The sequence below is a fragment of the Mesorhizobium sp. WSM4837 genome (genome assembly GCF_055811435.1).
This window is the reverse complement of record NZ_JBVVQE010000022.1, coordinates 77711-103112: the sequence shown is the minus strand read 5'-3', so window position 1 is coordinate 103112 and position 25402 is coordinate 77711. Positions and strand designations below refer to the sequence as shown.

At 62.5% G+C, this 25402-nt stretch carries 21 protein-coding genes and 2 pseudogenes; 12 read left to right on the top strand and 11 right to left on the bottom strand.

The window, feature by feature from the left end:
- A partial coding sequence (locus tag AC0L3D_RS15490; RefSeq protein ID WP_473644900.1) for a hypothetical protein occupies nucleotides 1-189 on the bottom strand: 189 nt, incomplete at its 3' end.
- A gap of 59 nt (nucleotides 190-248) precedes the next feature.
- On the opposite strand from AC0L3D_RS15490, the gene AC0L3D_RS15485 reads away from it, so the two are divergent.
- Nucleotides 249-2021 (top strand): AMP-binding protein, encoded by a 1773-nt coding sequence (locus tag AC0L3D_RS15485; protein ID WP_023800358.1) that lies wholly within the window; start codon nucleotides 249-251, stop codon nucleotides 2019-2021.
- Between the two features lie 158 nt (nucleotides 2022-2179).
- Here AC0L3D_RS15485 and AC0L3D_RS15480 read toward each other — a convergent pair whose 3' ends face one another.
- Both AC0L3D_RS15480 and AC0L3D_RS15475 read right to left on the bottom strand, forming a co-directional pair.
- A complete protein-coding gene (locus AC0L3D_RS15480) occupies nucleotides 2180-5329 on the bottom strand; it encodes an efflux RND transporter permease subunit (RefSeq protein ID WP_023800359.1) in 3150 nt (1049 codons plus the stop codon).
- Entirely contained in the window at nucleotides 5326-6492 is a 1167-nt protein-coding gene (locus tag AC0L3D_RS15475; RefSeq protein WP_128166187.1) for an efflux RND transporter periplasmic adaptor subunit, read from the bottom strand. Before AC0L3D_RS15475 ends, AC0L3D_RS15480 begins: the two co-directional genes overlap by 4 nt.
- 118 nt (nucleotides 6493-6610) lie before the next feature.
- Here AC0L3D_RS15475 and AC0L3D_RS15470 point away from each other — a divergent pair, with 118 nt between their 5' ends.
- From AC0L3D_RS15470 to AC0L3D_RS15455, 4 genes and pseudogenes are all read left to right on the top strand, one after another.
- The gene (locus tag AC0L3D_RS15470; RefSeq protein ID WP_473629389.1) at nucleotides 6611-6793 is read left to right on the top strand and encodes a cysteine rich repeat-containing protein; all 183 of its coding nucleotides are present in this window, start codon (nucleotides 6611-6613) and stop codon (nucleotides 6791-6793) included.
- Between the two features lie 344 nt (nucleotides 6794-7137).
- Complete coding sequence (locus AC0L3D_RS15465) at nucleotides 7138-7611, top strand: VOC family protein (protein ID WP_023800362.1); 474 nt, start codon at nucleotides 7138-7140, stop codon at nucleotides 7609-7611.
- Between the two features lie 203 nt (nucleotides 7612-7814).
- A pseudogene (locus AC0L3D_RS15460) lies at nucleotides 7815-7937 on the top strand (hypothetical protein); the annotation flags it as partial.
- 313 nt (nucleotides 7938-8250) lie between these two features.
- Nucleotides 8251-8823, top strand: coding sequence for an NAD(P)H-dependent flavin oxidoreductase (locus AC0L3D_RS15455; protein WP_473644898.1), 573 nt, complete (start codon nucleotides 8251-8253; stop codon nucleotides 8821-8823).
- Between the two features lie 378 nt (nucleotides 8824-9201).
- Here the strand turns inward: AC0L3D_RS15455 and AC0L3D_RS15450 are convergent, their stop codons facing one another.
- From AC0L3D_RS15450 to AC0L3D_RS15425, 6 genes are all read right to left on the bottom strand, one after another.
- Nucleotides 9202-9726: a hypothetical protein gene (locus AC0L3D_RS15450; RefSeq protein WP_473644896.1), complete on the bottom strand. Its 525-nt coding sequence runs from the start codon at nucleotides 9724-9726 to the stop codon at nucleotides 9202-9204.
- A 195-nt stretch (nucleotides 9727-9921) separates the two neighbouring features.
- The gene (locus AC0L3D_RS15445; RefSeq protein WP_473644894.1) at nucleotides 9922-10089 is read right to left on the bottom strand and encodes a hypothetical protein; all 168 of its coding nucleotides are present in this window, start codon (nucleotides 10087-10089) and stop codon (nucleotides 9922-9924) included.
- 24 nt (nucleotides 10090-10113) lie between these two features.
- The gene (locus AC0L3D_RS15440; protein ID WP_473629392.1) at nucleotides 10114-11535 is read right to left on the bottom strand and encodes a TRAP transporter large permease; all 1422 of its coding nucleotides are present in this window, start codon (nucleotides 11533-11535) and stop codon (nucleotides 10114-10116) included.
- Complete coding sequence (locus tag AC0L3D_RS15435; protein WP_236390380.1) at nucleotides 11532-12179, bottom strand: TRAP transporter small permease subunit; 648 nt, start codon at nucleotides 12177-12179, stop codon at nucleotides 11532-11534. The genes AC0L3D_RS15440 and AC0L3D_RS15435 overlap by 4 nt, the downstream gene beginning before the upstream one ends.
- Nucleotides 12180-12249: 70 nt before the next feature.
- Nucleotides 12250-13380 (bottom strand): TRAP transporter substrate-binding protein, encoded by a 1131-nt coding sequence (locus tag AC0L3D_RS15430; protein ID WP_473629393.1) that lies wholly within the window; start codon nucleotides 13378-13380, stop codon nucleotides 12250-12252.
- Nucleotides 13381-13623: 243 nt separating this feature from the next.
- On the bottom strand, nucleotides 13624-14532 hold the full coding sequence (locus tag AC0L3D_RS15425; protein ID WP_023800368.1) for a hydrogen peroxide-inducible genes activator: 909 nt from the start codon (nucleotides 14530-14532) through the stop codon (nucleotides 13624-13626).
- Between the two features lie 160 nt (nucleotides 14533-14692).
- Between AC0L3D_RS15425 and katG the strand changes: the two genes are divergently transcribed.
- On the top strand, nucleotides 14693-16894 hold the full coding sequence (gene katG / locus AC0L3D_RS15420; protein WP_287120507.1) for a catalase/peroxidase HPI: 2202 nt from the start codon (nucleotides 14693-14695) through the stop codon (nucleotides 16892-16894).
- Nucleotides 16895-16966: 72 nt separating this feature from the next.
- On the opposite strand, the gene AC0L3D_RS15415 is transcribed toward katG, so the two are convergent.
- Nucleotides 16967-17644, bottom strand: a complete 678-nt coding sequence (locus tag AC0L3D_RS15415; protein ID WP_027152432.1) for an MIP/aquaporin family protein — start codon at nucleotides 17642-17644, stop codon at nucleotides 16967-16969.
- 289 nt (nucleotides 17645-17933) lie between these two features.
- On the opposite strand from AC0L3D_RS15415, the gene AC0L3D_RS15410 reads away from it, so the two are divergent.
- From AC0L3D_RS15410 to AC0L3D_RS15390, 5 genes are all read left to right on the top strand, one after another.
- Nucleotides 17934-19220 carry an RsmB/NOP family class I SAM-dependent RNA methyltransferase gene (locus tag AC0L3D_RS15410; RefSeq protein ID WP_473629394.1) on the top strand — a complete coding sequence of 429 codons (1287 nt, stop codon included), beginning with the start codon at nucleotides 17934-17936 and terminating at the stop codon, nucleotides 19218-19220.
- A gap of 96 nt (nucleotides 19221-19316) precedes the next feature.
- Nucleotides 19317-19775 carry a PaaI family thioesterase gene (locus AC0L3D_RS15405; RefSeq protein ID WP_023800372.1) on the top strand — a complete coding sequence of 153 codons (459 nt, stop codon included), beginning with the start codon at nucleotides 19317-19319 and terminating at the stop codon, nucleotides 19773-19775.
- A gap of 4 nt (nucleotides 19776-19779) precedes the next feature.
- A complete protein-coding gene (locus tag AC0L3D_RS15400; RefSeq protein WP_473644892.1) occupies nucleotides 19780-20442 on the top strand; it encodes a 5'-methylthioadenosine/S-adenosylhomocysteine nucleosidase in 663 nt (220 codons plus the stop codon).
- A gap of 56 nt (nucleotides 20443-20498) precedes the next feature.
- Entirely contained in the window at nucleotides 20499-22076 is a 1578-nt protein-coding gene (gene guaA, locus AC0L3D_RS15395) for a glutamine-hydrolyzing GMP synthase (RefSeq protein WP_473629396.1), read from the top strand.
- Nucleotides 22077-22392: 316 nt separating this feature from the next.
- A complete protein-coding gene (locus tag AC0L3D_RS15390; RefSeq protein ID WP_473644890.1) occupies nucleotides 22393-23646 on the top strand; it encodes a tyrosine-type recombinase/integrase in 1254 nt (417 codons plus the stop codon).
- Here AC0L3D_RS15390 and AC0L3D_RS15385 read toward each other — a convergent pair.
- Nucleotides 23627-23980 carry a helix-turn-helix transcriptional regulator gene (locus tag AC0L3D_RS15385; protein WP_473644888.1) on the bottom strand — a complete coding sequence of 118 codons (354 nt, stop codon included), beginning with the start codon at nucleotides 23978-23980 and terminating at the stop codon, nucleotides 23627-23629. The two genes, AC0L3D_RS15390 and AC0L3D_RS15385, sit on opposite strands and share 20 nt — an antisense overlap.
- Nucleotides 23981-24495: 515 nt before the next feature.
- Here AC0L3D_RS15385 and AC0L3D_RS15380 point away from each other — a divergent pair.
- Nucleotides 24496-25400 (top strand): annotated as a pseudogene (locus AC0L3D_RS15380) (tyrosine-type recombinase/integrase).
- The last annotated feature ends 2 nt before the right edge of the window (nucleotides 25401-25402 follow it).

Here is a 25402-nt window from a genome sequence, read left to right as displayed (position 1 = left end):
ATCATCGAGGGGGGGGGGGGGGGGGGGGGGGGGGGGGGGGGGGGGGGGGGGGGCGCCCCCCCCCCCCCGGGGGGGCGGGGGGGGGGGGGGGGGGGGGGGCCGGGGCCGCCCCCCCCCCCCCCCCCCCCCGCCTCGCTTCGCGAGGCACTCTGCCCTCAAGGGGGAGGCATTGCGCTCCAGTACCCTCAACGGGATTTCCACCACCCCGGCAGGCTGATAGACTCGGGTCGCCTGCGGAGGAGACGGCGATGCCGATCAATCTCGACGAGTTGAAGAATGCCACCAGCCTGCGCGGCCGTCGCCCGGGCAATGGGGCCACGTTTGTCGCGCCGGTCGACGGCAGGGCGCATGTGTCGGGCGAGCGCACCGTGCCGCTGCTGCAGCAAACGATCCCGGCGCTGCTTTCGGACACAGTCAGCAAATACGGCACGCTCGATGCCGCCGTCTTCGTCGACCAGGACAAGCGCTTCACCTGGAGCGAACTTTCAGACACGGTGGACGCGCTGGCCGCAGGCTTCCTGGCTCTCGGCCTGGCAAAAGGCGACCGCGTCGGCATCTGGTCGCCGAACCGCTGGGAGTGGCTGGTGACGCAATTCGCCACCGCCCGCATCGGCCTGATCCTGGTCAACATCAACCCGGCTTATCGGCTGGCCGAACTCGACTATGCGCTGAACAAGGTCGCTTGCCGAGCGCTGGTCACGGCCGTCAAATTCAAGAGCTCCGACTATCTCGGCATGATCGAGACGCTGGCGCCGGAGATCGCGACGGCGACACCGGGCGAGCTCGATGCGAAAAAATTGCCGGCGCTAAAAATCGTCATCCGCATGGGCGAGGAGCATTCGCCCGGCATGCTCAATTTCACCGACGTGCTGGCGATGGGCGGGCGCGACGAGCATGATAGCCTCGACCGGATCTCCGAGGGGCTGAAACCCGGCGATGCCATCAACATCCAGTTCACCTCAGGCACGACAGGCGCGCCCAAGGGCGCGACGCTGACCCACAACAACATCGTCAACAACGGCAATTTCGTCACCTTGGCGATCAGGCTCACCGTCGAGGACCGGCTGTGCATCCCGGTGCCGCTCTATCACTGCTTCGGCATGTCGATGGGCACGATCGGCTGCGTCACCAAGGGCGCGACAATGGTTTTCCCGGGCGAGGGGTTTGATGCCGGCGCCACGCTGAGAGCGGTGGCGGGCGAGCACTGCACCGGCCTCTATGGCGTGCCGACCATGTTCGTCGGCCTGCTCGACCATCCGGATTTCGACACCTTCGATCTCACCAGCCTGCGCACCGGCATCATGGCCGGCTCGCCGTGCCCGATCGAGGTGATGAAGAAGGTAGTGTCACTGATGCACATGGCGGAGGTGACAATCGCCTATGGCATGACCGAGACCAGCCCGGTGTCGTTCCAGAGCAGCGTCGCCGACCCGCTGGAAAAGCGCGTCTCGACCGTCGGCCGCGTCCACCCGCATGTTGAGGTCAAGGCGATCGATGCCGATGGCGCGACCGTTGCGGTCGGCGCGCCGGGCGAACTCTGCACGCGCGGCTATTCGGTGATGAAGGGCTATTGGGACGACGAGGAAAAAACCCGCGAGGCGATCGATCCCGACGGGTGGATGCACACCGGCGACCTCGCCACCATCGACGCCGAGGGTTATTGCAACATCGTCGGCCGGGTCAAGGATATGGTCATCCGCGGCGGCGAGAACGTTTATCCGCGCGAGGTCGAGGAGTTCCTCTATCGCCATCCCAAGGTCAAGGAAGTGCAGGTGTTCGGCATTCCCGACCCGAAATATGGCGAGGAGCTTTGCGCCTGGATTGTGCTCAAGCCGAGCCAGATCGCCACCGAGCAGGAGATCAAGGCCTTCTGCGCCGGCCAGATCGCCCATTACAAGATCCCGCGCCACATCCGCTTTCGCACCGAATTGCCAATGACGGTGACCGGCAAGCCGCAGAAGTTTTTGATGCGCGAGGCGATGGTTGACGAACTGGGGCTGGTGACGCCGAAGACCGCCTGAGCGGGCAACGGGCTCCCGTTCGTACTTACGCGTTTGAAGAACAGAGGCGTTGTCTCAATGTCGGGCACAATGACCCGGTCGAACGCGGCCTCCCCGCTGAGATCTGCGACGACGGACCCGAGCCAGCACCAGTGACAGACCGCGATAAGATCGTACTGCTACCCGGGAAGTGTAGGTGTGTACTCACGCCTCGTCTTTCGCGCGGCGCGCCATTCCTCGAACCGTTGCAGGATGACGAAGAAGGACGGTACGAAGAGAACGGCGAGACAGGTCGAGGCGATCATGCCGGAAAAGACCGTGATGCCGATCGACTTGCGCGCGCTGGCCCCGGCGCCTGTCGCCAACACCAGCGGCGCGACACCAAGGATAAACGCGAAGGACGTCATCAGGATGGGCCGGAAGCGCGCTCGTGCCGCCTCGATCGCCGCTTCGACTATCGGTCTGCCGGCGGCGCGCAATTCGCGCGCGACCTCGACGATCAGGATGGCGTTCTTGGCGGATAGCGCGATCAGCAGGATCAGGCCAATCTGCACGTAGAGATTGTTGTCGATGCCGAGGCCGTTGAGAACCAGGACCGGACCCACCAGCGACAGCGGCGCGGCGAGCAAGATCGAGATCGGGGCCAGCCAGCTCTCATATTGGCCTGCCAGCACCAGATAGACCAAGAGCAGCGCCATGCCGAACACCAAATAGATCTGGCTGCCGACAAGCTTTTCCTGGAAGGACAGCGCCGTCCAGTCGAAGCCGGTGCCGGGCGGCAATGTGTCGGCCGCAACCCCTTCCATCAGTTTGATCGCGTCGCCCGACGAGAAGCCATGTGCCTGCACACCGATGATCGATGCCGAGGGATAGAGGTTATAGAGGCTGATCAGTGATGGGCCGACGCTTGGCGTGACTGTCAGCAATGTCCCGAGCGGGATCATGTCGCCGCTCTGGTTGCGCACGCTCAGGCGGGCGATATTCTCGGGCGTCAGGCGAAATTGCGCATCGCCCTGCACATAGATCTGGAACACCCGCCCGAACTTGTTGAACTGACTGACATAAGTCGAGCCCAGATAACCGGCGAGCGTCTGGAAGACCTGGTCCGTGGTCAGCCCCAGGGTTTGCACCTTCTCGCGGTCGATTTCGACCGTGTATTGCGGGACGTTGGCCCGGAACGGCGCCGATACGCGCTGGATACCTGACTGCGTCTGAGCGGTCCTGGTTATTGCCTCGACTGCTCCTTGCAGCTTGGCGAGGTCGAAACTGCCGTCACGCAGCTCGACCTGCATGGTGAAGCCGGCGGCGTTGCCGATGCCCTGGATCGGCGGTGGAGGCAGCACCAGTACAGTTCCGTCACCCATGTCGGACAGATTCTTGTTGAGCGTTGCGTAGAGCGAGGCAAGATCCTCGCCCTTGCCGCGCAAGCTCCAGTCCTTGAGGATGATGTAGGCAACGCCGGCGTTTGCCAGCGTCGAGTTATTGTCGAGTGCCGAGATGCCCGCGATGGTCACGACCTGATCGACGCCCGGCGTGGCCTTGGCGAGCTTCGAAACCTGTTGCAGCGTCTCCTGTGTACGGCCAAGTGCGGCGCCGTCGGGCAGTTGAACCGAAGCAAGCAGGTAGCCCTGGTCCTCGATCGGGATGAAGCCGGTGGCCACGCGCGATATGCCATAGCCTGCCGCCCCGATGATCAGCAGCGCGATGATGCCCATCACCGTGCTGTGACGCACCATGGCACCGATCAGGCCGGCATAACGGTTCTCCAGGCGCTGGTAGACCGCGTTGAAGCCGCGAAAGAAGACATTGCGCTGGTCCGGCGGCACCGGCCGCCTTAGCCATGTCGCACACTGCGTCGGTTTGAGCGTTGCCGCGTTGATGGCGCTGATTATGGCAGTTGCCGCAATCACCAGTGCGAATTGCGCATACATTTGCCCCGTGAGGCCGGGCAGGAACGCAGCCGGGAGGAACACCGCCATCAGCACCAAGGTGATGCCGATGATCGGCCCGAAGAGGGCGTTCATGGCGGCAATGGCCGCGTCGTGGCCCGACATGCCGCGCTCCATATTGTGAGTGGCGCCCTCGACCACGACGATGGCGTCGTCGACGACGATGCCGATGGCAAGCACGATGGCGAACAGGGTCGACAGGTTGACCGAAAAGCCGAGCGCGGCCATCGCCGCGAACGCCCCGATGATCGTCACCGGAACGGTCGTTGCCGGCACCAGCATCGCCCGCCAGTCCTGCAGGAAAAGCAGGATGACGATGAGCACCAGGACGGCGGCTTCGATCAGCGTCTTGTAGACCTCGTGGATCGCCTGGCTGACGAAAATCGTGGTGTTGAAGGGGATCGAGTATGCCAGGCCTTGCGGAAACTCGCGTGACAGGTCCTTCATCCTGGCCTCGACCTTGCCGGCCACATCGAGCGCATTGGCGCCCGGCGACAGGAAAACGGCCATGCCCGCAGCCGGCTGGCCGTCGAGATTGAAGAACTGCCCATAGGTCTGGGCGCCGAGCTCGACTCGGCCGACGTCGCGCACGCGCGTCATGTCGCCATTGGCGCCGGTCTTGACGATCACGGTGCCGAACTGGCCGGGATCGTCAAGGCGGCTGGACACTTCGATCGTGTACTGGAAGGACTGGCCGTCGGGCGCCGGCGGCGCGCCGACCTGGCCTGCGGTGACCTGCTCGCTCTGCTGCCCCAGCGCCTGGACGACGTCCTGCGTGGTAAGGCCGCGCGCCTGCATCTTCTCGGGATCAAGCCAGACACGCATGGAATACTGGCCGGCGCCGAACACATTGACATTGCCGACCCCCGGTATTCGGGAGAGCTCATCCTTGAGCCGGATGGTCGCGTAGTTGGCGAGATAAAGGCTGTCATATTCCCCGTTCGGTGAAGTCAGCGTGACGATCTCGAGGATCGAGGTCGACTTCTGCTGAACGGTGACGCCTTGCACCTGCACCGCTTGCGGCAGCGTCGCCAGGGCTGAGGACACACGGTTCTGCACACGCACTTGCGCCTGGTCGAGATCGGTGCCGATCGCGAACGTGACGGTGAGATTGTAGGTGCCATCCGATGCAGCATAGGACTGCATGTAGATCATGCCCTCGACGCCGTTAACCTGCTGCTCGATCGGCAACGCCACCGTGTCGATCACCGCACGCGCGCTCGCTCCCGGATAGCGCGTCGTCACCGAAACGGTAGGCGGCACCACGTCGGGATACTGCGCCACCGGCAGGGCAAAGAGCGAGATGACGCCTATGACGACCATGAGGATGGCGATTACGTTCGCCAGGACCGGCCGCTCGATGAAGAATTTGGAGATCATTGCGCTGCGCCGTCCGTGGCGACTGCTTCCAGTTTCTTTTCTTGCGGTTCGATCTTCTGGCCAGGGACTGCCGTCAACAGGCCGGAGACCAGGACGCGGTCGTCCGCCCCGATACCCTTGGTGATCACACGCAACGCGCCGACCAGTTGGCCGATCTCAACCGGACGCTGTTCGACCACGTCGTCCTTTCCGGCGACGAGCACGTAGCGACCCTTCTGGTCGCTACCGATCGCCCGGTCGGGAACGAGCAGCATGTCCGGCTCTACGCCCAACGGCACGCGCACACGCACGAAATAGCCAGGCAGCAGTTCCCGGCCTTCATTGGGGAGCACTGCGCGGACCGCTAGCGTGCCGGTGGCAGCGGTAACCTCTGGCGCGGCGTAGTCCAGCGTTCCCGCGTGGGGATAACCCGTCTCGCTCTGCAAGCCGACCTCGACCGGTATTTTCTTGAGATCCTGCGCGGTCATTCCACGCTTCGCCATGGCGGTGCGAATGCGCAGCACATCCTGCTCCGAGATATTGAAATTGACGTAGATGGGTGCGGTCTGAACGATGGTCGCCAGGGTGGTGGCGCTGCCGGCGCCGACAAGCTGCCCCATCGATACCTGGCGGGAGGTGACGGTGCCCGCGAACGGCGCCTTGACCTCGGTGTAGCTCAGATTGAGTTGAGCCTGCTTGACGTCGACCGCGCTCTGCTTCTGCTTGGCGATGTCGACGTCTGCTGCCGCGGCGGCCTGGTCGGCGGTCGATTGCGAGATGATTTTCTGGGACAGCAGCTCCTGCTGCCGCTTTAGGTCAGCACCGGACTGCTTGGCGGCGGCATCGGATGAACCCTGCCCGGCCTCGGATTGCTCGAGCGCCAGCTGGTAGGAATCGGGCTCGATCAGGAACAGCCGGGCGCCGGCCTTGACCTCGTCGCCGTCCTTGTAATCGATTTCCTGGATGAAGCCCGAGACGCGCGCAACCAGGGGCGTCGTGTTCACCGCCGCGGCACTGCCGGTAGCCTCGAGATATGGGGTCACGCTCTGCTTCAATGGAAGCGCCACGTCGACCTTGGGCGGAGGGGGCGGTACGTATGTGTTTTCCTCGCTACAAGCGGACAATACTAGTGTCGCGGCGAACAAGCCTGCCGCCTGCGCAATTCTACCCGATAGTAAAAGCATTTCCCCCCTCTATATACTTCCCGGTGTATATCGCATTATATAAAAGTGAGCTAATCTACATGTTTGAGGGGAGTTTGTCATGCGGATTGCGTTGAGCGTGCTTTTCTTGGCAACTCAGATGGCAACCACCGTGGCGCTGGCGCAGACGGCGGCCGAGCGTGAGGCCTGCCAGGCAGATTACCAGAAGATCTGCGAGGGCGTGTTGCCGGGCGGCGGCCACATCATCAAATGCCTGGCCGATCACATGAGTGAGCTGACGCCCGAATGCCAAAAGGTCGTCAAGGCGAACACGCCTGGATAGCACCACTGTGCCTTTCCGAGCCGCAGGTGAACATGACGTGTCGGACTGGAGCGCCGGTGGGCGAGGTCTGCGGGTGCCGGATCGTGGCCCTGTCGTCTGGTCGGAAAGTTGGTCTGCTTTGTGGATTTTCCAGACATTCGCGACGCATTTCAGGGGCGGGCCTTCGCTTATCGTCCGGAACCCGTGCCAAAGCGACAGCGACATTAGGGTAAGCTGCTCTTTGCGTTCGCGCGGGCGAGACGGACGCTTCCGGGGTGGAGAAAAGCGGTTGGCTACCTATCTCGGAAGAGAGCGGATGGGGAAACAAGGCCGAAATCTTGGCCTCAAGCGAAAGGAACCCGCAAATGGCAAAGAATACGATTTGCCTCTGGTACGATAAGGACGCCGAGGCTGCCGCCCGCTTCTACTCCGAGATCTTTCCCGACAGCGTGGTGAGTGCCGTGCACCGTGCACCCAGTGACTACCCGGCCGGCAAAGAGGGCGACGTGTTGACGGTCGAATTCACAGTCGCGGGCCTTCCTTGTATCGGCCTCAACGGAGGTCCCGAGTTCAAGCACAACGAAGCCTTCTCGTTCCAGATCGCCACCGACGATCAGGAGGAGACCGACCGCTATTGGAATGCCATCGTCGGCAATGGCGGCCAGGAGAGCGTGTGCGGCTGGTGCAAAGACAAATGGGGGATTTCCTGGCAAATCACGCCGCGCGTGCTGACTGACGCGATGGCGGCTGGCGGCGACGAGGCAAAGCGCGCGTTTGATGCCATGATGACTATGAAGAAAATCGACGTCGCCGCGATCGAGGCGGCGCGACGCGGTTGATGCTCAATCGCGTCTTGCTGCCAAATTGCTGCCAGAGTGTGTCAGCTCGCCACCCAGTGCGGCCGTCCAGCCGCCAGCTTTGCGTTGCGGCGACCATCAGTCACTTACCACTAAAAACGGTCTGATTTTCCGGTTCGAGTCTCAAGCGGGACCACTATCCTGCTACAGTGCGTCGCGTATGCTGCATCTTCGGTATCCCTTCGATGATTTGGCGAGCGCGAACCGTGCCACTCAAAACCCGACTGACCGAACGTTTTGCGATCAGGCATCCCATCCTCCTCGCTCCTATGGGCGTGATGGCAGGCGGACGGCTTGCAGCAGCGGTGTCGCATGCCGGCGGGCTCGGTTTGATCGGCGGCGGCTACGGCGACGAAGCCTGGCTGGACAAGGAGTTTGCCGCCGCAGTCAACGCCCGTGTCGGATGTGGGTTTATTACATGGTCGCTGGCAACCAGGCCGTATCTGCTCGACCGCGTGCTGGAGCGGCAACCCGCGGCGCTGATGCTTTCATTCGGCTCGCCAGCACCCTTCGCCGCGCATATCAGAGAAGCGCGAGTGCCTTTCATCTGCCAAGTCCAGTCGATGTTGCACGCCCGCGAGGCGCTCGACGTCGGCGCAGATGCAATTGTGGCGCAGGGCAATGAAGCCGGCGGCCCACAGCGGTCCCCGCTCGACCTTCACACTCGTTCCCGAGATTGCCGATCTTCTCGCGAAACAGGCGCCTCAGACGCTTCTCGTGGCGGCGGGTGGCGTTGGCGACGGTCGAGCGCTTGCCGCGGCATTGATGCTCGGCGCCGACGGCGTCCTGGTCGGCACGCGGTTCATGGCGACTGCAGAGTCCGCTGCGCCGCGCGGATTCCAGGAGGCTATCATCGCCGCCGATGGCGATGCGACGATCAAGACCACAACTGTCGACATCGCCCGCAACTATCGTTGGCCGACAGACGAATTCGTCGCGCGCGTGCTGAGGACTCGATTTGTCGCCGCCTGGCATGGCCGCGAAGGTCAGCTGACTGAAGCGCCGACGCTGGCCATCCAGAGCAGCGACTATTGGGACGCCTTTTACGCTGGCGATGCCGAGAACACCGGCGTTTTGATGGGGGAAGTGGCCGGAGTGATCCGAAGCGTGGAGTCGGCTGGACGCGTGATCGACGACATGATCGGACAAGCCGAGCGTCTGCTCACGGACGGCCCGCGACGTGTCGTCGATTGACTGCTCAGTTTCTCTTCTACTCTACCTGATTAATTGCACACCACCTCAGCCATTGCGCGGATGATCTTGCCACTTCGACGCATTCGTCGTGCCGCATCTTCTTGCGCCGCCAGACGAGGCAGATGGCGCTGCGGCATCGGTTCCTGGAGTGGGCACGATCTCCAGATCGCGCAATGGCGCTGGCTGGTCCTGCCGCTATTTCCGGGATGAGCGTGACGCCCGAGCCCATGCGCCACCATCTGCAGCAGCGTCGAGTCGCGGGCGATCAAAGCGACCTTCGCACACTCGTGCGAAGCGCACGCCCGATGCCAAGAAGCGCCGGTGATCACCGCTGTCTTTCCGCTTCAATCCGACTGTGCCAGCTCGGTGCTGGCAATGCTAAACCGCCGGTCCTTCGAGCCCGCTTCTCTCGTGCGACTTCCACAGGTACAAGCCGAGGACGGTACCGAAGAAGAATGTGTGGGCAATGAACTGCACGACCGGGCTTGCTTGCAGGAACCAGGGGAATGCGATCGGCGCGATCACATAGAAATTGACGAGCCACAAGGCGAGTCCAAAGACGCTCCCGAGACCGATGAAGGCGGCTCGCCCTCGCAGCATGGCGGCAATCTCCCCGAACACGATCCCATAAACGATAGCCAGGATCAAATGCACGACAACGCCGGCGATGCTGGCCGTCAAGAGCGGGTAACCGGGATCGAGGGCTTCCGATCCAAGCGCGATAGCGCCGATCATGCGCAGGGGCATGAAGAACGCTTCCGCCCCCATCATGAACGCACTCGCCGCCATTTCGAATGCCGCAAAGACGAGGCCAGCGACGATGCCCGCAACAGCCCCCTGCTGGAAACCCCATCGGATCTCGCGCGGCGTCACCGGTGTATGGACATAATCACGGTAAGCCATAGCACTGCTCCCTGTTCTGGATGCAGATTCCTCCGTAAAATCAATGCTGGGAACGCGTCGGCGGTTCCGGACGTCGGGTATAATTCACGAGGATTTGATTGAAGTTGATGTTTCTCGGCCGAGCTGACGGTTCGGCTCTTTGCCCGCATCGACGCTGCAGCCATGCAGCTTTCCACGACCGCCCCAAGCCGGCTGTTACCTCGCGCGAGACCTCAACTGGCTCCATAGATCGTAGCCCGCAAGGAGGACGCCGATGCCGACCGCAACGCCCAGATCGGGATGTGGGACGAAACGGACTACGACGCCGAAAAACGCCAGAAAGACTACAAACGCCAGGACGGCCAGGAAGCGGCTCAAATTCATCTGTTGTCCTCCATTCGCCCGTCCTTAGCCCCCGTAGATCATGTTGGGCAGCCCGTACACGATCTGCGGGAAGACGTAGATGATGACCATGCACAGGATAACGATCAGCATATAGGGCATCATTCCGCGGAAAATATCCGAAAGCTGAACATGCGGCGGCGAAATGCCCTTGAGGTAGTAGGCCGACATCGCCATGGGCGGCGACAAAAAGGCCGTCTGAAGGTTGACTGCGACGAGCACGCCGAAAAACAGCGGATCGATCTCGAAATGCGCCAATAGCGGCAGGAAGATCGGAACGAAGATCACGATAATCTCCGTCCATTCCAGCGGCCAGCCCAGGATGAAGATGATGATCTGGGCGACGATCAGAAACATCAGCGGCGACATGTCGAGGCCGGTGACGAAATCGCTGATCAGTTGCTGGCCTCCCAGATAGGCAAAGACTGAGGCGAAGGTCGCGGAGCCGACGAACAGCCAGCACACCATCGCGGTCGTGCGCGCCGTCAAATAGACGGACTCCTTCAGGCGTTGCCACGTCAGCGCCCGGTAGGCGGCGGCCAGCACGACGCCGCCGAGCGCGCCGATGGCGGCAGCCTCCGAGGGCGTGGCGAGGCCGAAGAGGATGGCGCCGAGCACCGCGAGGATCAGGGCCGCCAGAGGGACGAAAGAAGTCAGCAGCATCCAGCTGATTTGCAGGACCGAATAGTGCCCTACCTCGTCTCGGGTCGGCTTCGGCGCCACCTGCGGCTGCAGCACCGCCATCGTCACCACATAAATCAGATAAAGGCCGGCAAGCAGCAGTCCTGGAAGCAGGGCTGCCGCATACATACGAACTACCGACACACCCGCCGTCGCGCCATAGACGATGAGCAGAATCGACGGCGGAATGAGGATGCCGAGGGTTCCGCCCGCGCAGATCACTCCCGAGGCATAGCTGATGTCGTAACGCGCCTTCAGCATGGCGGGAAATGCCAGCAGGCCCATCAGTGTCACGACCGCCCCGACAATGCCTGTGGCCGTTGCGAAAAGCGTGCAGGTGATGAGGGCGGCGACCGCCATGGAGCCAGGAACGTGCCGGGTGGCGATATAGAGGGTGCCGAAAAGACGCTCGATGATATTGGCCCGCTCGACGATGTAGCCCATGAACAGGAACAGCGGGATGGCGGTCAGCACGTCGTTCGAGATCACGGAATAGGTCTGATTCACGAACAGATCGAAAATGCGGTTGTTGAAGAAGCCGCCGACCCAATGCTCCGCAAGCGTCCAGCCGTCGGCACCATCCTCAACCGCCCGTTCGTAGGCGCGCCACATCCGCCCCGGATTTAAATAAGCGTAGTAGCCAAAGGCGACCCCGAGCGCCATCAAAGTGAACGCAACCGGGAAGCCAAGGAAGATCGCCAGAAGCAGAATGAGCAGCATCGCGACGGCGACCTGAGGATCGCTCATCTGTCTTCTCCGTCGCGGTCGGGTTGATTGTCGGGATGGAGGAATGGGAGGTCGACTGCTTCCGAACCGTGATGCAGAACATCGAGCGTCTTGGCTTCCATCAGCACCTTCTCGGTTTCTTCCACGTCTTCAGCCGCGCGCGGCCATGTTCCGGTTCGCAGACAGACGACGCAGCGGAATACCTGGGCAATCCCCTGCACGAAGAGCAGGATGCCTGCCGCCACGATGACGGCCTTGAACTGGAAGATCGGAATCCCGGCCGGACTGTTCGAGCTTACCTCGAGATAGCGGAAGCTGCGCGCGGCATACTTCCAGCCGGCCAGAATCAGCGCCGTGACGCCTGGGAAGAAGAAGATGATGTAGAGGACAAGTTCGACCGCCGCTTGCACGCGCGGCCTCCACAGACGGTAGATGAAATCGCCCCGCACATGCCCGTCTCGCGACAAGGTGTAGGCGCCGGCCATCATGAACATGGTGCCGTAGAGCATGTAGCTGAGGTCGAATGCCCACGCGGTCGGCGCGCTGAACAGGTATCGCACGACAACTTCATAGCTCACGCCGAGCGTCATGACGACGACGCTCCAGGCGAACACCTTTCCAAACCATGCCGAAAGTTCATCGGCGAATGCAATGTAGCGGAGCATGTGCAGGGTTCCGTCAGGTGCAATCCGGCGGCCCGCAAGACCGCCGGATTTGCCGAAGCGGAGGCGCGAATTAGAGCTTCAGCTTGCCGGGGAAATGATGTTCGTAGGCCAGTGTCAGGTCGGCTGAATTCATAAGCTCGTAGTAGACGACGCGTTCGACCCATTGGCGCTGGCTGTCGAGCACCCGCTTCATGAACTCATCCGCCTCCAGCGTCGGGATGATCTTGTCCCAAGCCTCGAGTTGTGCGTCGAGAATCTCCTTCGAGGTGCGGTGCACGGTGACACCGTGCTCGGTCTGCAGCTTCTGCAGGTCGGCCGAATAGTTGTCGAGGGCGAGCGCGGTGTTCGCGGTGCTGGCCGCCTCGACGCCATATTCGAGAATGGCCTTCAAATCATCGTCGAGGTCGTCGAACACGTCTTTGTTGAACAGGAATTCGAACGACTCGCTCGCCTGATGGTAGGATGACAAGGTGTAGTGCTTGGCGACGTCCTGCGAACCGAAGCGAAGGTCGGACGACGGATTGTTGAATTCGAAGGCGTCGATAACCCCGCGCTCCATAGCCGGCACGATTTCACCGCCGGGCAGCTGCGCCACGCTGAGGCCAAGGTTCTGCATGAGATCGGCGGCAAGACCGACCGTCCGATACTTGAATCCCTGCAGTTCAGCGGTGGTCGTGACAGGCTTCTTAAACCAGCCGAACGGCTGCGCCGGCATCGGGAAGCCATAGAAGCCGACGACGTTGAGGCCCATGATCTCCTGCGTCAGCTCGCGGTAGAGATCCTTGCCGCCGCCCTGGTGGAACCAGGCGAGCATGGTGGTGGCGCTGCCGCCAAACACAGGGCCAGTTCCGAAAAGCGACGCGGCCTTGTGCTTGCCGTACCAGTAGACGGGGACGGTATGCGCGGCGTCGATGACGCCGTCATTGACGCCATCCAGCACCTGGAACGCGCCGACGACCGCACCCGCGGGCAGGAGCTCGAACTTCAGCCGGCCGCCGGACATCTTTTCGACGCGCTCTATGTATTGCCGCGCGAAATCCATCCAGATGTCCGAAGCAGGCCAGGAGGTCTGCATCTTGATAGTGACCGGCGCCTGCGCCAGTACGGCCGGGGCCGAGAGCGTCGTCGCTGCAGCCGCACCGGCGGTGATGGCTGTGGACTTTTCCAGGAACCCGCGACGCGAGATTTTCTTGTCGGACATTTACTCCTCCCATGTTGTAAACGCTTCTGCCACAACCAGAATATGCGAACTCGCCCCTTGCGCAACCAGTTTCGCTGCCAGTGACATCGGGCATCGGGCTTCGGTCTGGCACAGGCGCCAATATGTTTCCGCATTCGACGATTTTTTAGTCGGCGCTTATCCTTGTTCTGGCCTCCATAACGAATGTAGGACTGCTGCGCGGCATGCCAAGGCGGTCGGACCCTCTGGCCGACATCCCCACCCTCACGCCGCCAGCACCGCCTCGTCCAGGCCGCGGATGATCTTGGCCAGTTCGACGCATTCGTCATGCCGGACCTTGTTGCGTCGCCAGGCGAGGCAGATCGTACGCTGCGGCATCGGCTCCTGGAACGGCACGATCTTCAAATCGCGCATGGCGCTGGCCGGCCCTGCCGCCATTTCCGGAATAAGCGTGACGCCGAGCCCGTGCGCCACCATCTGCAGCAGCGTCGTCAGGCTGGTCGCGCCATAGCTCGCCATTGCCACCGGCCGCACGCTGCCGCAGACGGCAAGCGCCTGTTCACGCAGGCAGTGGCCTTCCTCCAGCAGCATTAGCCTTTCCAATGCCGGGCTTTCCGGCGGCACCGGCGGCGAGGCGAAGGCGGGATCGCCGGCCGGCACGGCAAGGAAGAACCGGTCGGAGAAAAGCGGCTCGGTGATCAGTCCGGGCTGATCGAGGGGAAGGGCCGCAATGAAGGCGTCGAGCTTTCCCAGGGCGGTGTCCTCGACCAGCGAGGCGGTCACCGCTTCACGCAATTCGAGCTGCAAGGCCGGGAAATGCCGTTTTAGTTCCGGCAGCACATGCGGCAGCAGATAGGGCGCCACCGTCGGGATGATGCCGAGCCGGAAGCGCCCTTCCATGGCGGGGCGGCCGCGCCGGGCCGTGGTCTCGATCTCGCGGATGTCGGCAAGAATGCGCTCGATACGTGGCAGCATGGCCAGTGCCTCGTCGGTCATCCGCACCGATTTGCCGCCGCGCTCGAAGAGCCGGCAATTCAGCCGCAACTCCATTTCTGCAATCTGCGACGACAGCGCCGGCTGGCTGACGCCGGCCAGTTTCGCGGCACGGCCGAAATGCAGCGTCTGCGCCAGTGCCTCGAAATATTGCATCTGCCGGACGGTGAGACCTATCATAAGCAAAACCTATCGCAACAAACAGGAAAGGCAATTTGTTTTTATCGGCAAGGCGGCCTAGTCTGGAACCATTCCAGAATGGCGTGGCTCAGGGCCCGTCCGGAAAATCAACAATCCCGGAAATCAACAAATCCCGGAAATCAACAAGTCGGAGAGAACGATGGACGCAAAGACCGATGACACCAGCGCCGGCAAATGCCCGGTCGCGCATGGGTCGGCCGGCAGGACCAACCGTGACTGGTGGCCAAACCAGCTTGACCTTGCCGTTCTCCACCAGCAGTCGAGCGTCTCGGACCCGATGGGCGAGGACTTCGACTACGCCAAGGAGTTCAAGAGCCTCGATCTCGATGCGGTGATCAAGGACCTGCACCAGGTGATGACCGATTCGCAGGATTGGTGGCCGGCCGATTTCGGCCATTACGGCCCGCTCTTCATCCGCATGGCCTGGCACAGCGCCGGCACCTATCGCATCGGCGATGGCCGTGGCGGCGCCGGCGCCGGCCAGCAGCGTTTCGCGCCGCTCAACAGCTGGCCGGACAACGCCAATCTCGACAAGGCACGCCGGCTGCTGTGGCCGATCAAGCAGAAATACGGCAGGAAGATCTCCTGGGCCGACCTGTTGATCCTCACCGGCAACGTCGCGCTGGAATCGATGGGCTTCAAGACGTTCGGCTTCGCTGGCGGGCGCGCCGATGTCTGGGAGCCCGAGCAGGACGTGGATTGGGGGTCGGAAACCAAGTGGCTCGGCGACGAGCGTTATTCCGGCGACCGCGAACTTCGGGGCCATCTCGGCGCCGTGCAGATGGGGCTGATCTACGTCAACCCGGAAGGGCCGAATGGCAAGCCCGATCCGTTGGCCTCGGCACGCGACATCCGTGAAACCTTCGCACGCATGGCCATGAACGACGAGGAAACCGTGGCGCTCATCGCCGGCGGTCACACCTTCGGCAAGACCCACGGCGCCGGCGATGCATCGCTGGTGGGGGCGGAGCCGGAAGGCGCCGGCATCGAGGCGCAGGGCCTCGGCTGGTCGAGCAAGCATGCCACCGGCATTGCAGGCGACGCCATCACCTCGGGCCTCGAGGTGACCTGGACCACGACGCCGACCAAGTGGAGCAACAACTTCTTCGATAATCTGTTCAACTACGAATGGGAACTGACCAAGAGCCCGGCCGGCGCCCATCAGTGGACGCCGAAGGGCGGCGCCGGTGCAGGCTCCGTGCCGGACGCGCACAATCCGTCGAAGCGCCGCGCGCCGGCGATGCTGACCACCGACCTCGCCCTGCGGGTCGACCCGGCCTATGAGAAGATCTCGCGGCGTTTCCATGAGAATCCGGATCACTTCGCCGATGCCTTCGCTCGCGCCTGGTTCAAGCTGACCCATCGCGACATGGGTCCGGTTGTCCGCTATCTCGGCCCGCTCGTGCCGAAGGAAGAGCTGATCTGGCAGGACCCTGTCCCGGCCATCGATCACGAACTGATCAGCGAGCAGGACATCGCCTCGCTGAAGGCGAAGATCCTGGCCTCTGGCCTGTCTGTTTCCGAACTGGTCTCGACCGCCTGGGCCTCGGCCTCGACTTTCCGCGGCTCCGACAAGCGCGGCGGCGCCAACGGCGCACGCATCCGCCTGGCGCCGCAGAAGGACTGGGACGTCAATCAGCCGACCGAACTGTCGAAGGTGCTTGCGCAGCTCGAAGGCGTCCAGAGCGAGTTCAACGCCGGGCAGACAGGCGACAAGAAGGTCTCGCTTGCCGACCTGATCGTTCTCGGCGGCGTCGCCGCGGTCGAGAAGGCAGCGAAGGACGGCGGCCATGACGTGGAGGTGCCTTTCACGCCAGGCCGCATGGACGCCTCGCAGGAACAGACGGATGTCCAGTCCTTCGCCGCGCTCGAGCCAAAAGTCGATGGCTTCCGCAATTATGTCCGGGGCAAGCAGCCGATGTCGGTCGAAGCGATGCTGGTCGATCGGGCGCAGCTGCTGACCTTGACGGCGCCGGAGATGACGGTGCTCGTCGGCGGGTTGCGGGTGCTCGGCGCCAACACCGGCAAGTCGAAGCACGGGGTGTTCACCGACAGGCCGGGCACGTTGACCAACGATTTCTTCGTCAACCTGCTCAGCATGGACACGGTCTGGGATCCGGCCGCCGGCTCCGATGAAGTCTACGAAGCGCGCGACCGCAAGACCAAGGCGGTCAAGTGGACCGGCACCCGCGCAGATCTGATCTTCGGCTCGCACGCGCAGTTGCGTGCGCTTGCCGAGGTCTACGGGTCGGCGGACGCCGGGCAGAAGTTCGTTAGGGATTTCGTCGCTGCCTGGACCAAGGTGATGAACGCCGACCGCTTCGATCTTGCCCGATCCTGAGGCGGCAAGTGATTCTCTAACAAAAAAGCGCGGGCCTTGACCCGCGCCTTTTTGTATTGAAGCCTTGGAAAATCAGTCCTTCTCGAAGATACGGGTCTTGGCGACCACGCCGGCGATGGCGCCGCCGATCAGCGGTGCGACGATGAACAGCCAGAGCTGGCCGATCGCCGCACTTCCCGAAAACAGCGCCGGGCCGATCGAGCGGGCCGGATTGAGCGACGTGCCGGTCACCGGAATGATGGCAAAATGCAGTCCCGCCAGCGTCAGGCCGATGACGAGGCCGGCAAAGGCCGTCGCGTGGCTGCCGCTGGTGACGCCGAGGATGACCGTGACAAAGGTGAAGGTTCCGATCAGTTCCCACAGGAGCGCCGAGCTGACACCCCACTTCGTCGCATCCCAGCCGTTGGCGCCGAAGCCGCCGGTATGGCCGCCGACCTGCCCGGAGACGATGATCCACAGCGCCAGCGACGCAATGATGGCGCCGATGACCTGCGCGATCCAGTAGGGGATGACGTCCTTAGCCTCCATTCGGCCGGCGAGGAACACGCCGAGCGTCACCGCCGGGTTGAGATGTGCACCCGAGATCGGGCCGATCGCATAAGCCGCCGCGATCAGGCCGATGCCGAATGCCAGACCGATGCCTTCCTGGCCGAGCGGCAGCGCGCCGCCGAAGCCGCCCGTCACCACCGAAGCCGTGCCGATGAACACCAGTAGAAATGTGCCTAGAACTTCCGCCAGATAAGTCTTCATTGCCCTCTCCTTGTAATTTCCCGCCGATCCGCTTGCAGTTCTTGGCGAATCACGCAGCGGAAGACTATCGCAACTTCAAAAGTTTGAAAGCATAGCAATGCGAGGGTCGCTGATATCAAGAAAGCTGCGTTTGATCTGGCGTTCTCACGGGGAGAGGGTCAGGGTGAGGGGGCAGCGCAAACCCGAAGCGAGCGCCCTCTGCCCGCAAGACTCTCCCCGCTTGTGCGCGCCGGTCGCGCGCTTTAGAGCAGGACCCCGGAATTGATTTGCTGAGTAACGGAATAACAAGATGCGACTGGGCGGACGGCTGGCAGCAGCCATCGAAGTGCTGGAGGATATCGGCCGGCGGCACCGGCCGGTCGCCGATGCGCTGAAGGATTGGGGCCTGTCGCACCGCTTCGCAGGCGGCGGCGATCGCGCCGCGATCGGCAACATCGTCTATGACGCGCTGCGGCGAAAGCGCTCGGCCGGCTGGCTGTTGGGCGAAGATACGCCGCGCGCCATCGGTTTTGGCGCGCTGCTGCTCGAATGGAACCAGACGGCGCAGTCGTTGAACGAAGCGCTCGACGGTGACAAGTTTGCGCCGCCGCTGTTGAACGACGATGAACTGAAGGCCATCGCTGACCGCCAGGTAAACGATGCGCCGCCGGCGGTGCGCGCCGATATTCCGGATTGGTGCGAACCGTTGTTCGAGCAGGCCTTCGGTGCCAGCTGGGTCGATGAAGGTGCGGCGCTGGCGACCCGCCCGCCGCTCGACCTCAGGGTCAACACGCTGAAGGCCGATCGCAACAAGGTGCTCGCCGAACTGGCCGAGACCGGCGCCAAGGCTGCACGAATTGCGCCGCACGGCATCCGCATCCCGCCGATCGCGGGCGACGGCAGGCACCCGAACGTGCAGGCCGAACCGGCCTTCCAGAAAGGCTGGTTCGAGGTTCAGGACGAAGGCTCGCAGATTGCCGCCACGCTGGCTGGCGCCGAGGCCGGGATGCAGGTTCTCGACTTTTGCGCCGGAGCCGGCGGCAAGACGCTGGCCTTGTCGGCGGCGATGGACAATCGCGGCCAGGTGTTTGCCCATGATTCCGAAAAAGCGCGGCTGGCGCCGATTTTCGACCGCATCCGCCGCTCGGAAAACCGCAACGTCCAAATCGTCACCAAGCCGACGGAGCTAAGGCCTCTCGCGGGCCACATCGACATCGTCGTGGTCGACGCGCCCTGCACCGGCAGCGGCACTTGGCGGCGCCGGCCCGATGCAAAATGGCGGCTGACGCAGAAGCAGCTTGATGCGCGCAAGGGCGAGCAATCGGCGATCCTCGATGTCGCCAAAACCTTCGTCAAACCGGGCGGGTTGCTGGTCTATATCACCTGCTCGGTGTTCGACGAGGAGAATGGCGAGCAGGTCGCTGCCTTCAGGGATCATAACAGCGGCTTTGTCCCGGTCGATCACCGCCAGCTCTGGGACAGCCGCTTTCCGGGCCACGAGGCGGCAGCGCGTATCGGCGCAGGCGGCATTTCGCTGTCGCCGGCGTTGAGCGGTACCGATGGGTTTTATGTCTGCGCACTGCGCAAGGGTGGCTGAACCTTGCCGGCGGGCTGATTGCTGCAGTGCAGCAATAGCGATTGCCTGCCGCTCATACCTCTGCAATAAGCTTTTCTGACAGGAGCGTGACAAGCTATGGCAGCAGAGATCGTACCCGCCCCCAATTATGAGGATCGTGTCAGGACGTCCTTCGCGCGCCAGAACGCCATGATGACGATCGGCGCCGAGCTGACGTTGGTGACGCCGGGCATCATCGAGATCGAGATGCCCTATTCGGCGGCGCTGACTCAGCAGCATGGCTTCCTCCATGCCGGCGTCATTTCGACGGCGCTGGACTCGGCCTGCGGCTATGCCGCGTTCTCGCTGATGCCGGAAAGCTCCAGTGTGCTGACCATCGAGTTCAAGGTCAATCTGCTGGCGCCGGGCCGGGGCGAGCGTTTTCTGTTCCGCGGCTCGGTGACCAAGCCCGGCCGCACCATCATCGTTGCCGACGGCCAGGCCTATGCCTTCGCCGTCGACGGCGAGGCCAAGCTGATCGCCACCATGACTGGAACGATGATGACGGTGGTCGGTCGCGATGGCATCGAAGGCTGATCCGATGCACAAGGCCGTCAGAATTGCCGGCAGGGACGTCCTTTTCGTGATGGCGGCGCAGGCCGAATACGGGCCGCATCTGCAGCGGCTGTTCACGCCTGTCATGACAGGGGTGGGGCCGGTCGAAGCGGGTGTCAGGCTGGGCGCGGAACTGTCATGGCTCAAAGCTGAAAAGGCGCTGCCGGATCTCGTCGTCTCGCTCGGTTCGGCCGGCAGCCGGACACTGGAACAAACGGAAATCTACCAGGCCGTTTCGGTCGCCTACCGCGACATCGACGCCTCGCCATTGGGCTTCGAGAAGGGCGCGACGCCGTTTCTCGACCTGCCGGTGACGGTGCCGCTGCCGTTCAGGATTCCAGGCATAGGCGAGGCGACGCTGTCGACGGGCGCGGCGATCATCTCCGGCAGCGCCTATGATGCGATTGGCGAGGACATGGTCGATATGGAGACCTTCGCCTGCCTGCGTGCCTGCCAATTGTTCGGCGTGCCGCTCGTCGGCCTGCGCGGCATTTCCGACGGGGCTGCCGATCTCAGGCATGTCGGGGACTGGAAGGAGTATCTCCATGTCATCGACGAGAAGCTGGCGGATGCGGTGACGCGGCTGGAACAGGCGATCGGCTCCGATGCGCTGCAGTTTGGACCATCGCATGACGCGGAAACGGAGTGAGGGAGACGCCTTCGCAACCCATTGCGCCGACTCGTTTCTTTCTCTAAACGCTCGCCATGAAGATAGCCAATCGTCCCGACACCGTCTTGCCCGACACCGTCCTGATTGTCGATTTCGGCAGCCAGTTCACGCAGCTCATCGCCAGGCGCATCCGCGAGGCCGGCGTCTTTTCCGAGATCGTGCCGTTCCAGTCGGCCGAAGCGGCGTTCATGCGCATCAATCCGAAGGCGGTGATCCTCTCCGGCGGCCCGGCCTCGACCGGCGACATCGGCAGCCCGCGCGCGCCGCAGATTGTCTTCGACGCCGGCGTGCCGGTGCTCGGCATCTGCTATGGCCAGATGGCCATGTGCGTGCAGATGGGCGGCGTCGCCGAAAGCTCCGACCATCGCGAATTCGGCCGTGCCTTCGTCGAGATCCAGAAGGACAGCCCGCTGTTCGAGGGCCTGTGGGCGCCCGGCCAGCGCCACCAGGTGTGGATGAGCCATGGCGACCGGGTCATCTCGCTGCCCAAGGGATTCGAGGTGTTCGGCAAATCGGAAGGCTCGCCCTTCGCCATCTTCGGCAATGTCGAGCGCAAGATGTACGGCATCATGTTCCACCCCGAAGTGGTGCACACGCCGGACGGCGCCCGGCTGCTGCAAAACTTCGTCCACAAGATCGCCGGGATCGAAGGCGACTGGACGATGCGCGCCTACCGCGAGCACGCGGTCGAGACGATCCGCAAGCAGGTCGGCAAGGGCAAGGTCATCTGCGCTCTTTCGGGCGGCGTCGATTCCTCGGTCGCAGCACTCCTGATCCACGAGGCGGTCGGCGACCAGCTCACCTGCATCCTTGTCGACCACGGGCTGATGCGCAAGGACGAGGCATCAGGCGTGGTCGAGATGTTTCGCCAGCACTACAATCTGCCGCTCATCCTGGTCGACGCCTCGGACCGCTTTATCGGCGCGCTCGAGGGCGAGTCGGATCCGGAAAAGAAGCGCAAGACCATTGGCCGGCTGTTCATCGAGGTGTTCGAGGAAGAGGCCGAGAAACTCGGCGGCGCCGATTTCCTGGCGCAGGGCACGCTCTATCCCGACGTCATCGAAAGCGTCTCCTTCACCGGCGGCCCGTCGGTGACGATCAAGTCGCACCACAATGTCGGCGGCCTGCCCGAGCGCATGAACATGCAACTGGTCGAGCCGCTGCGCGAACTGTTCAAGGACGAGGTCAGGGTGCTCGGCAAGGAGCTCGGCCTGCCCGACAGCTTCGTCGGCCGGCACCCGTTTCCCGGACCCGGTCTTGCCATCCGCTGCCCGGGCGGCATCACCCGCGAAAAGCTGGAGATCCTGCGCGAGGCCGATGCCATCTATCTCGACGAGATCCGCAAGGCCGGCCTCTATGACGCCATCTGGCAGGCCTTCGCCGTGCTGCTGCCGGTGCAGACCGTCGGCGTCATGGGCGACGGCCGCACCTATGAATTCGTCTGCGCGCTGCGCGCCGTCACCTCGGTCGACGGCATGACGGCGGATTTCTACCACTACGACATGGCGTTCCTGGGCGCCGCCGCCACCCGCATCATCAACGAGGTGCGCGGCATCAACCGCGTCGTCTACGACGTGACGAGCAAGCCGCCGGGCACAATCGAGTGGGAATAAAGCTCGGTCGTTCGCCAGCATTCGATGGCTATCGACGCCATATACGTAACTAGCTGACTTGTAATCATTTTCCCCTCGTTTCCTATCGCTAACTATCGCCCGCAAGCGGAATCATTTGGCGGTAGACGTGACGGCATCCTTTTCCCCATCATTCTCACTCGAAGCTAATACCGTCACCACCTTACTTCCTAGCGCGTTGGGTAATGTTTAGGTAAGTTATTGCATTTCAAACGAAATTATCATGCCTTGACGGTAAAATTGATGACGGTAAAATCTGGCGCTGGATATGCGGCCACGCGCTCGGATTGCCCTCGCCATGCTGACCGACATTGCACTTAAGAAGCTGAAACCAAAAGACAAAATATACAAGGTCGCTGATCGTGACGGTATGTACGCCACGGTGTCCACGGCCGGGCAGATCTCGTTCCGATACGACTACCGAATGAATGGAAGGCGAGAGACAGTCACGCTGGGCCGCTATGGTGAGGGTGGCATCTCGCTAGCAGAGGCGCGTGACCGCTGCATTGCCGCCCGAAAAATGGTGGCAGCCGGACGATCGCCGGCGCATGAAAAGCAGCGTGAAAAGCGGCGCCTGTCTGCAATGGCCACCTTCGGCGATGCCGGCGGGGGCTGGTTTAAGGAGGCCAAGATGGCGGATAGCACGCGCTCAATGCGCAAAGCCATCTTCGATCGAGACATCTTGCCGATTTGGGACAAAAGGCTCCTCACAGAAATAACCGCTGACGACTTGCGGGCGCTCTGCGCAAAGGTGCGCGACCGCGGCGCGCCGGCAACAGCCATTCATGTCCGGGATATTGTTAAGCAGATCTATGATCATGCAATTCTGCACGGCGAGAAGATTCCCAATCCAGCGGACGAGGTAGGACCGGCCTCGATTGCCACGTTCGAGGCAAAAGACCGAGCCTTGTCCCCCGCAGAAATCCGAATCATGCTGAACGAGTTGGAAAATGTGCCAACGTTGCCGACGATACGGCTCGGCCTAAAGCTGATCCTGCTCACGATGGTTCGGAAGGGTGAGCTGCTGGACGCGACGTGGGACGAGGTCGATTTTGAGAACGCTGTTTGGAGCATTCCCAAAGAGCGAATGAAACGGAAAAAGCCGCATAACGTCTACCTGTCCCGCCAATCCCTCGATATCCTGATTGCGCTCAAGACTTGCGCAGCGAACTCGCGATACGTGCTGCCATCTCGCTATGACGCCGACGAACCCATGTCGCGCGCCACCTTCAATCGGGTCACCATGGCCATTGTCGACCGCGCAAAAAAACAAGAATTGCAGCTTGCGCCCTTTACAGTGCACGACCTACGGCGGACCGGCTCGACACTCCTAAACGAGATCGGATTCAATCGCGACTGGATCGAAAAATGCCTTGCCCACGAAGACAGCCGTACCTCGCGCGGTGTTTATAACAAGGCTGAATATGAGCCGCAGCGTCGTCATATACTGCAGGAATGGGCGGACATGGTTGAGGCATGGGCGGCCGGCAAGAAGCACAAGCCCGTACTCCAGCCGGCTGCCGGGGCGGCGATCATCCTCGATCCGATTTGACAGGTCTCGTCTTCCGCGACCGCACGTCAGGACCTGGGGCAATTTCGATCGCGCCGGCAGACGATGCGTTTCGCCTTGCCTGAACCCAGGCTTCGACCTCCGCCAGATCCCAAACAACACAGCGGGGGGTCAGATTGAAGCGTTGTGGGAACTCGCCACGCTGTTCCATCTCATAAATGGTCGTGTCCGATAAGGGGACGATTTCTCGCAATTGTGACCGGCGGACAGTGCGCACGACTTGTCGCGCCTGAATGTGCGGCAAAACGGGGAGGGACCCGTCTTCTGGTATGCTTTGGCAGCTTTCGGGTTGAATAGACTTCTGCCATTTGACCATGTCTATGACCGGGAAGACTCCTTGGGAGCGAATGATCGCGTGTCTGCCCCAATTCCGATATAGCTCTCAATTACGACCACATCGTCGTCTTTGACCAAGACCTCATCAAGGGGAGCATTCCCTAGCGGAACCTCAGGCCTGTTTCTCAAGCATTCTCATTTTGGGAACAGTGGGTTAGGGTCCGTCGGCGCGCAGACGTTCGAGTCTCTTGCTCCTCCGGCAAATGCTGGAGTGTTCGACGTAGAGAGCGTCTTTCGACTCCCGAGCCACCGCATTGAAAATATTTGTGTTTTTTCGTTCCCTGTTACTCAGTTTGTTACACAGCAACATAAGCTCCGTTTTTGACACCCGAAAAGGGGCGGAGGGAAGCGGGTGGATGGCCGCTTTGCGCCGCAAGCACGAACCCGCTTCGCGGGAGGGGCGCCTGATTCTGAGATGGCGCGGCATTCATAGGTCTTGAGCGGGTAGAGACCGCGATCCGACCATGGAGTTCCCTTCAACGAGAGGAACTTGCCATGGCTACCTTGTCGACCGATGCTCCGATAACCCCGCTTCGCCAGCGCATGCAGCAGGACATGCTGATGCGGGGCCTGGGACCGCATACGCAGCAGGACTACGTTCGTCATGTCCGGCGCTTCGCCGCGTTCCTTGGCCGCGCGCCCGACACAGCGGCGCCCGAGGACATCCGGCGCTTCCAGCTGTATCAGCACGCGAACGGCGTGGGCCCTGCGACGATCAACGGCGCGGTTTCGGCGCTGCGATTCCTGTTCACGGTGACGCTGAAGCGGCGCGATCTGGCACGCGCGCTGGTGGTCACGCGATATCCGCGCAAGCTGCCCGAGGTGCTGAGCGTCGAGGAAGCGGCGCGGCTGCTCGAGGCGGCGCCAGGCATCAAGTACAAGGCCGCGCTCGGTGTCGCCTATGGCGCTGGCCTGCGCGTGTCCGAGGTCGCGCACCTCAAGTCGACGACATCGACTCGACACGCATGCTGATCCGCGTCGAGCAGGGCAAGGGACGCAGGGACCGCAACGCAATGCTCTCGCCGCAACTCTTGGAACTGCTGCGGCTGTGGTGGCGCGAAGGCAAGCGGCGCAGGGTGATGCTTCCACATGGCTGGCTGTTCCCGGGGCGTAGTTGCATCGCGCCGATCTCGTCGCGGCAACTGCATCGCGCGGTCCAGGAAGCAGCCGAAGTCGCCGGCATCCGCAAGCGCGTCAGCCCGCACACGCTGCGTCACAGCTTCGCCACCCACTTACTTGAGCAGGATGTCGACATCCGCGTCATCCAGGTGCTGCTCGGGCACAGCAAGCTCGAGACCACCGCGCTCTACACCAAGGTCTCGACCCGGACGATCCACGCGGTCGCAGGGCCGCTCGACCGGCTGATGGCGCTGATGGAAGGCAAGACGCCTCCCGGCTGAAC

Bases quoted from the DNA above. Each gene is read 5' to 3' on its own strand.
- katG (WP_287120507.1), top strand. From the start codon at position 14,693: ATGGACGCAAAGACCGATGACACCAGCGCCGGCAAATGCCCGGTCGCG.
- AC0L3D_RS15470 (WP_473629389.1), top strand. From the start codon at position 6,611: ATGGCAACCACCGTGGCGCTGGCGCAGACGGCGGCCGAGCGTGAGGCC.
- AC0L3D_RS15390 (WP_473644890.1), top strand. From the start codon at position 22,393: ATGCTGACCGACATTGCACTTAAGAAGCTGAAACCAAAAGACAAAATA.
- AC0L3D_RS15415 (WP_027152432.1), bottom strand. From the start codon at position 17,644: ATGAAGACTTATCTGGCGGAAGTTCTAGGCACATTTCTACTGGTGTTC.
- AC0L3D_RS15450 (WP_473644896.1), bottom strand. From the start codon at position 9,726: ATGGCTTACCGTGATTATGTCCATACACCGGTGACGCCGCGCGAGATC.
- AC0L3D_RS15465 (WP_023800362.1), top strand. From the start codon at position 7,138: ATGGCAAAGAATACGATTTGCCTCTGGTACGATAAGGACGCCGAGGCT.
- AC0L3D_RS15385 (WP_473644888.1), bottom strand. From the start codon at position 23,980: ATGGTCAAATGGCAGAAGTCTATTCAACCCGAAAGCTGCCAAAGCATA.
- AC0L3D_RS15425 (WP_023800368.1), bottom strand. From the start codon at position 14,532: ATGATAGGTCTCACCGTCCGGCAGATGCAATATTTCGAGGCACTGGCG.
- AC0L3D_RS15480 (WP_023800359.1), bottom strand. From the start codon at position 5,329: ATGATCTCCAAATTCTTCATCGAGCGGCCGGTCCTGGCGAACGTAATC.
- AC0L3D_RS15485 (WP_023800358.1), top strand. From the start codon at position 249: ATGCCGATCAATCTCGACGAGTTGAAGAATGCCACCAGCCTGCGCGGC.
- AC0L3D_RS15430 (WP_473629393.1), bottom strand. From the start codon at position 13,380: ATGTCCGACAAGAAAATCTCGCGTCGCGGGTTCCTGGAAAAGTCCACA.
- AC0L3D_RS15440 (WP_473629392.1), bottom strand. From the start codon at position 11,535: ATGAGCGATCCTCAGGTCGCCGTCGCGATGCTGCTCATTCTGCTTCTG.
- AC0L3D_RS15435 (WP_236390380.1), bottom strand. From the start codon at position 12,179: ATGCTCCGCTACATTGCATTCGCCGATGAACTTTCGGCATGGTTTGGA.
- AC0L3D_RS15400 (WP_473644892.1), top strand. From the start codon at position 19,780: ATGCACAAGGCCGTCAGAATTGCCGGCAGGGACGTCCTTTTCGTGATG.
- AC0L3D_RS15455 (WP_473644898.1), top strand. From the start codon at position 8,251: ATGAAGCCGGCGGCCCACAGCGGTCCCCGCTCGACCTTCACACTCGTT.
- AC0L3D_RS15410 (WP_473629394.1), top strand. From the start codon at position 17,934: ATGCGACTGGGCGGACGGCTGGCAGCAGCCATCGAAGTGCTGGAGGAT.
- AC0L3D_RS15405 (WP_023800372.1), top strand. From the start codon at position 19,317: ATGGCAGCAGAGATCGTACCCGCCCCCAATTATGAGGATCGTGTCAGG.
- AC0L3D_RS15445 (WP_473644894.1), bottom strand. From the start codon at position 10,089: ATGAATTTGAGCCGCTTCCTGGCCGTCCTGGCGTTTGTAGTCTTTCTG.
- guaA (WP_473629396.1), top strand. From the start codon at position 20,499: ATGAAGATAGCCAATCGTCCCGACACCGTCTTGCCCGACACCGTCCTG.
- AC0L3D_RS15475 (WP_128166187.1), bottom strand. From the start codon at position 6,492: ATGCTTTTACTATCGGGTAGAATTGCGCAGGCGGCAGGCTTGTTCGCC.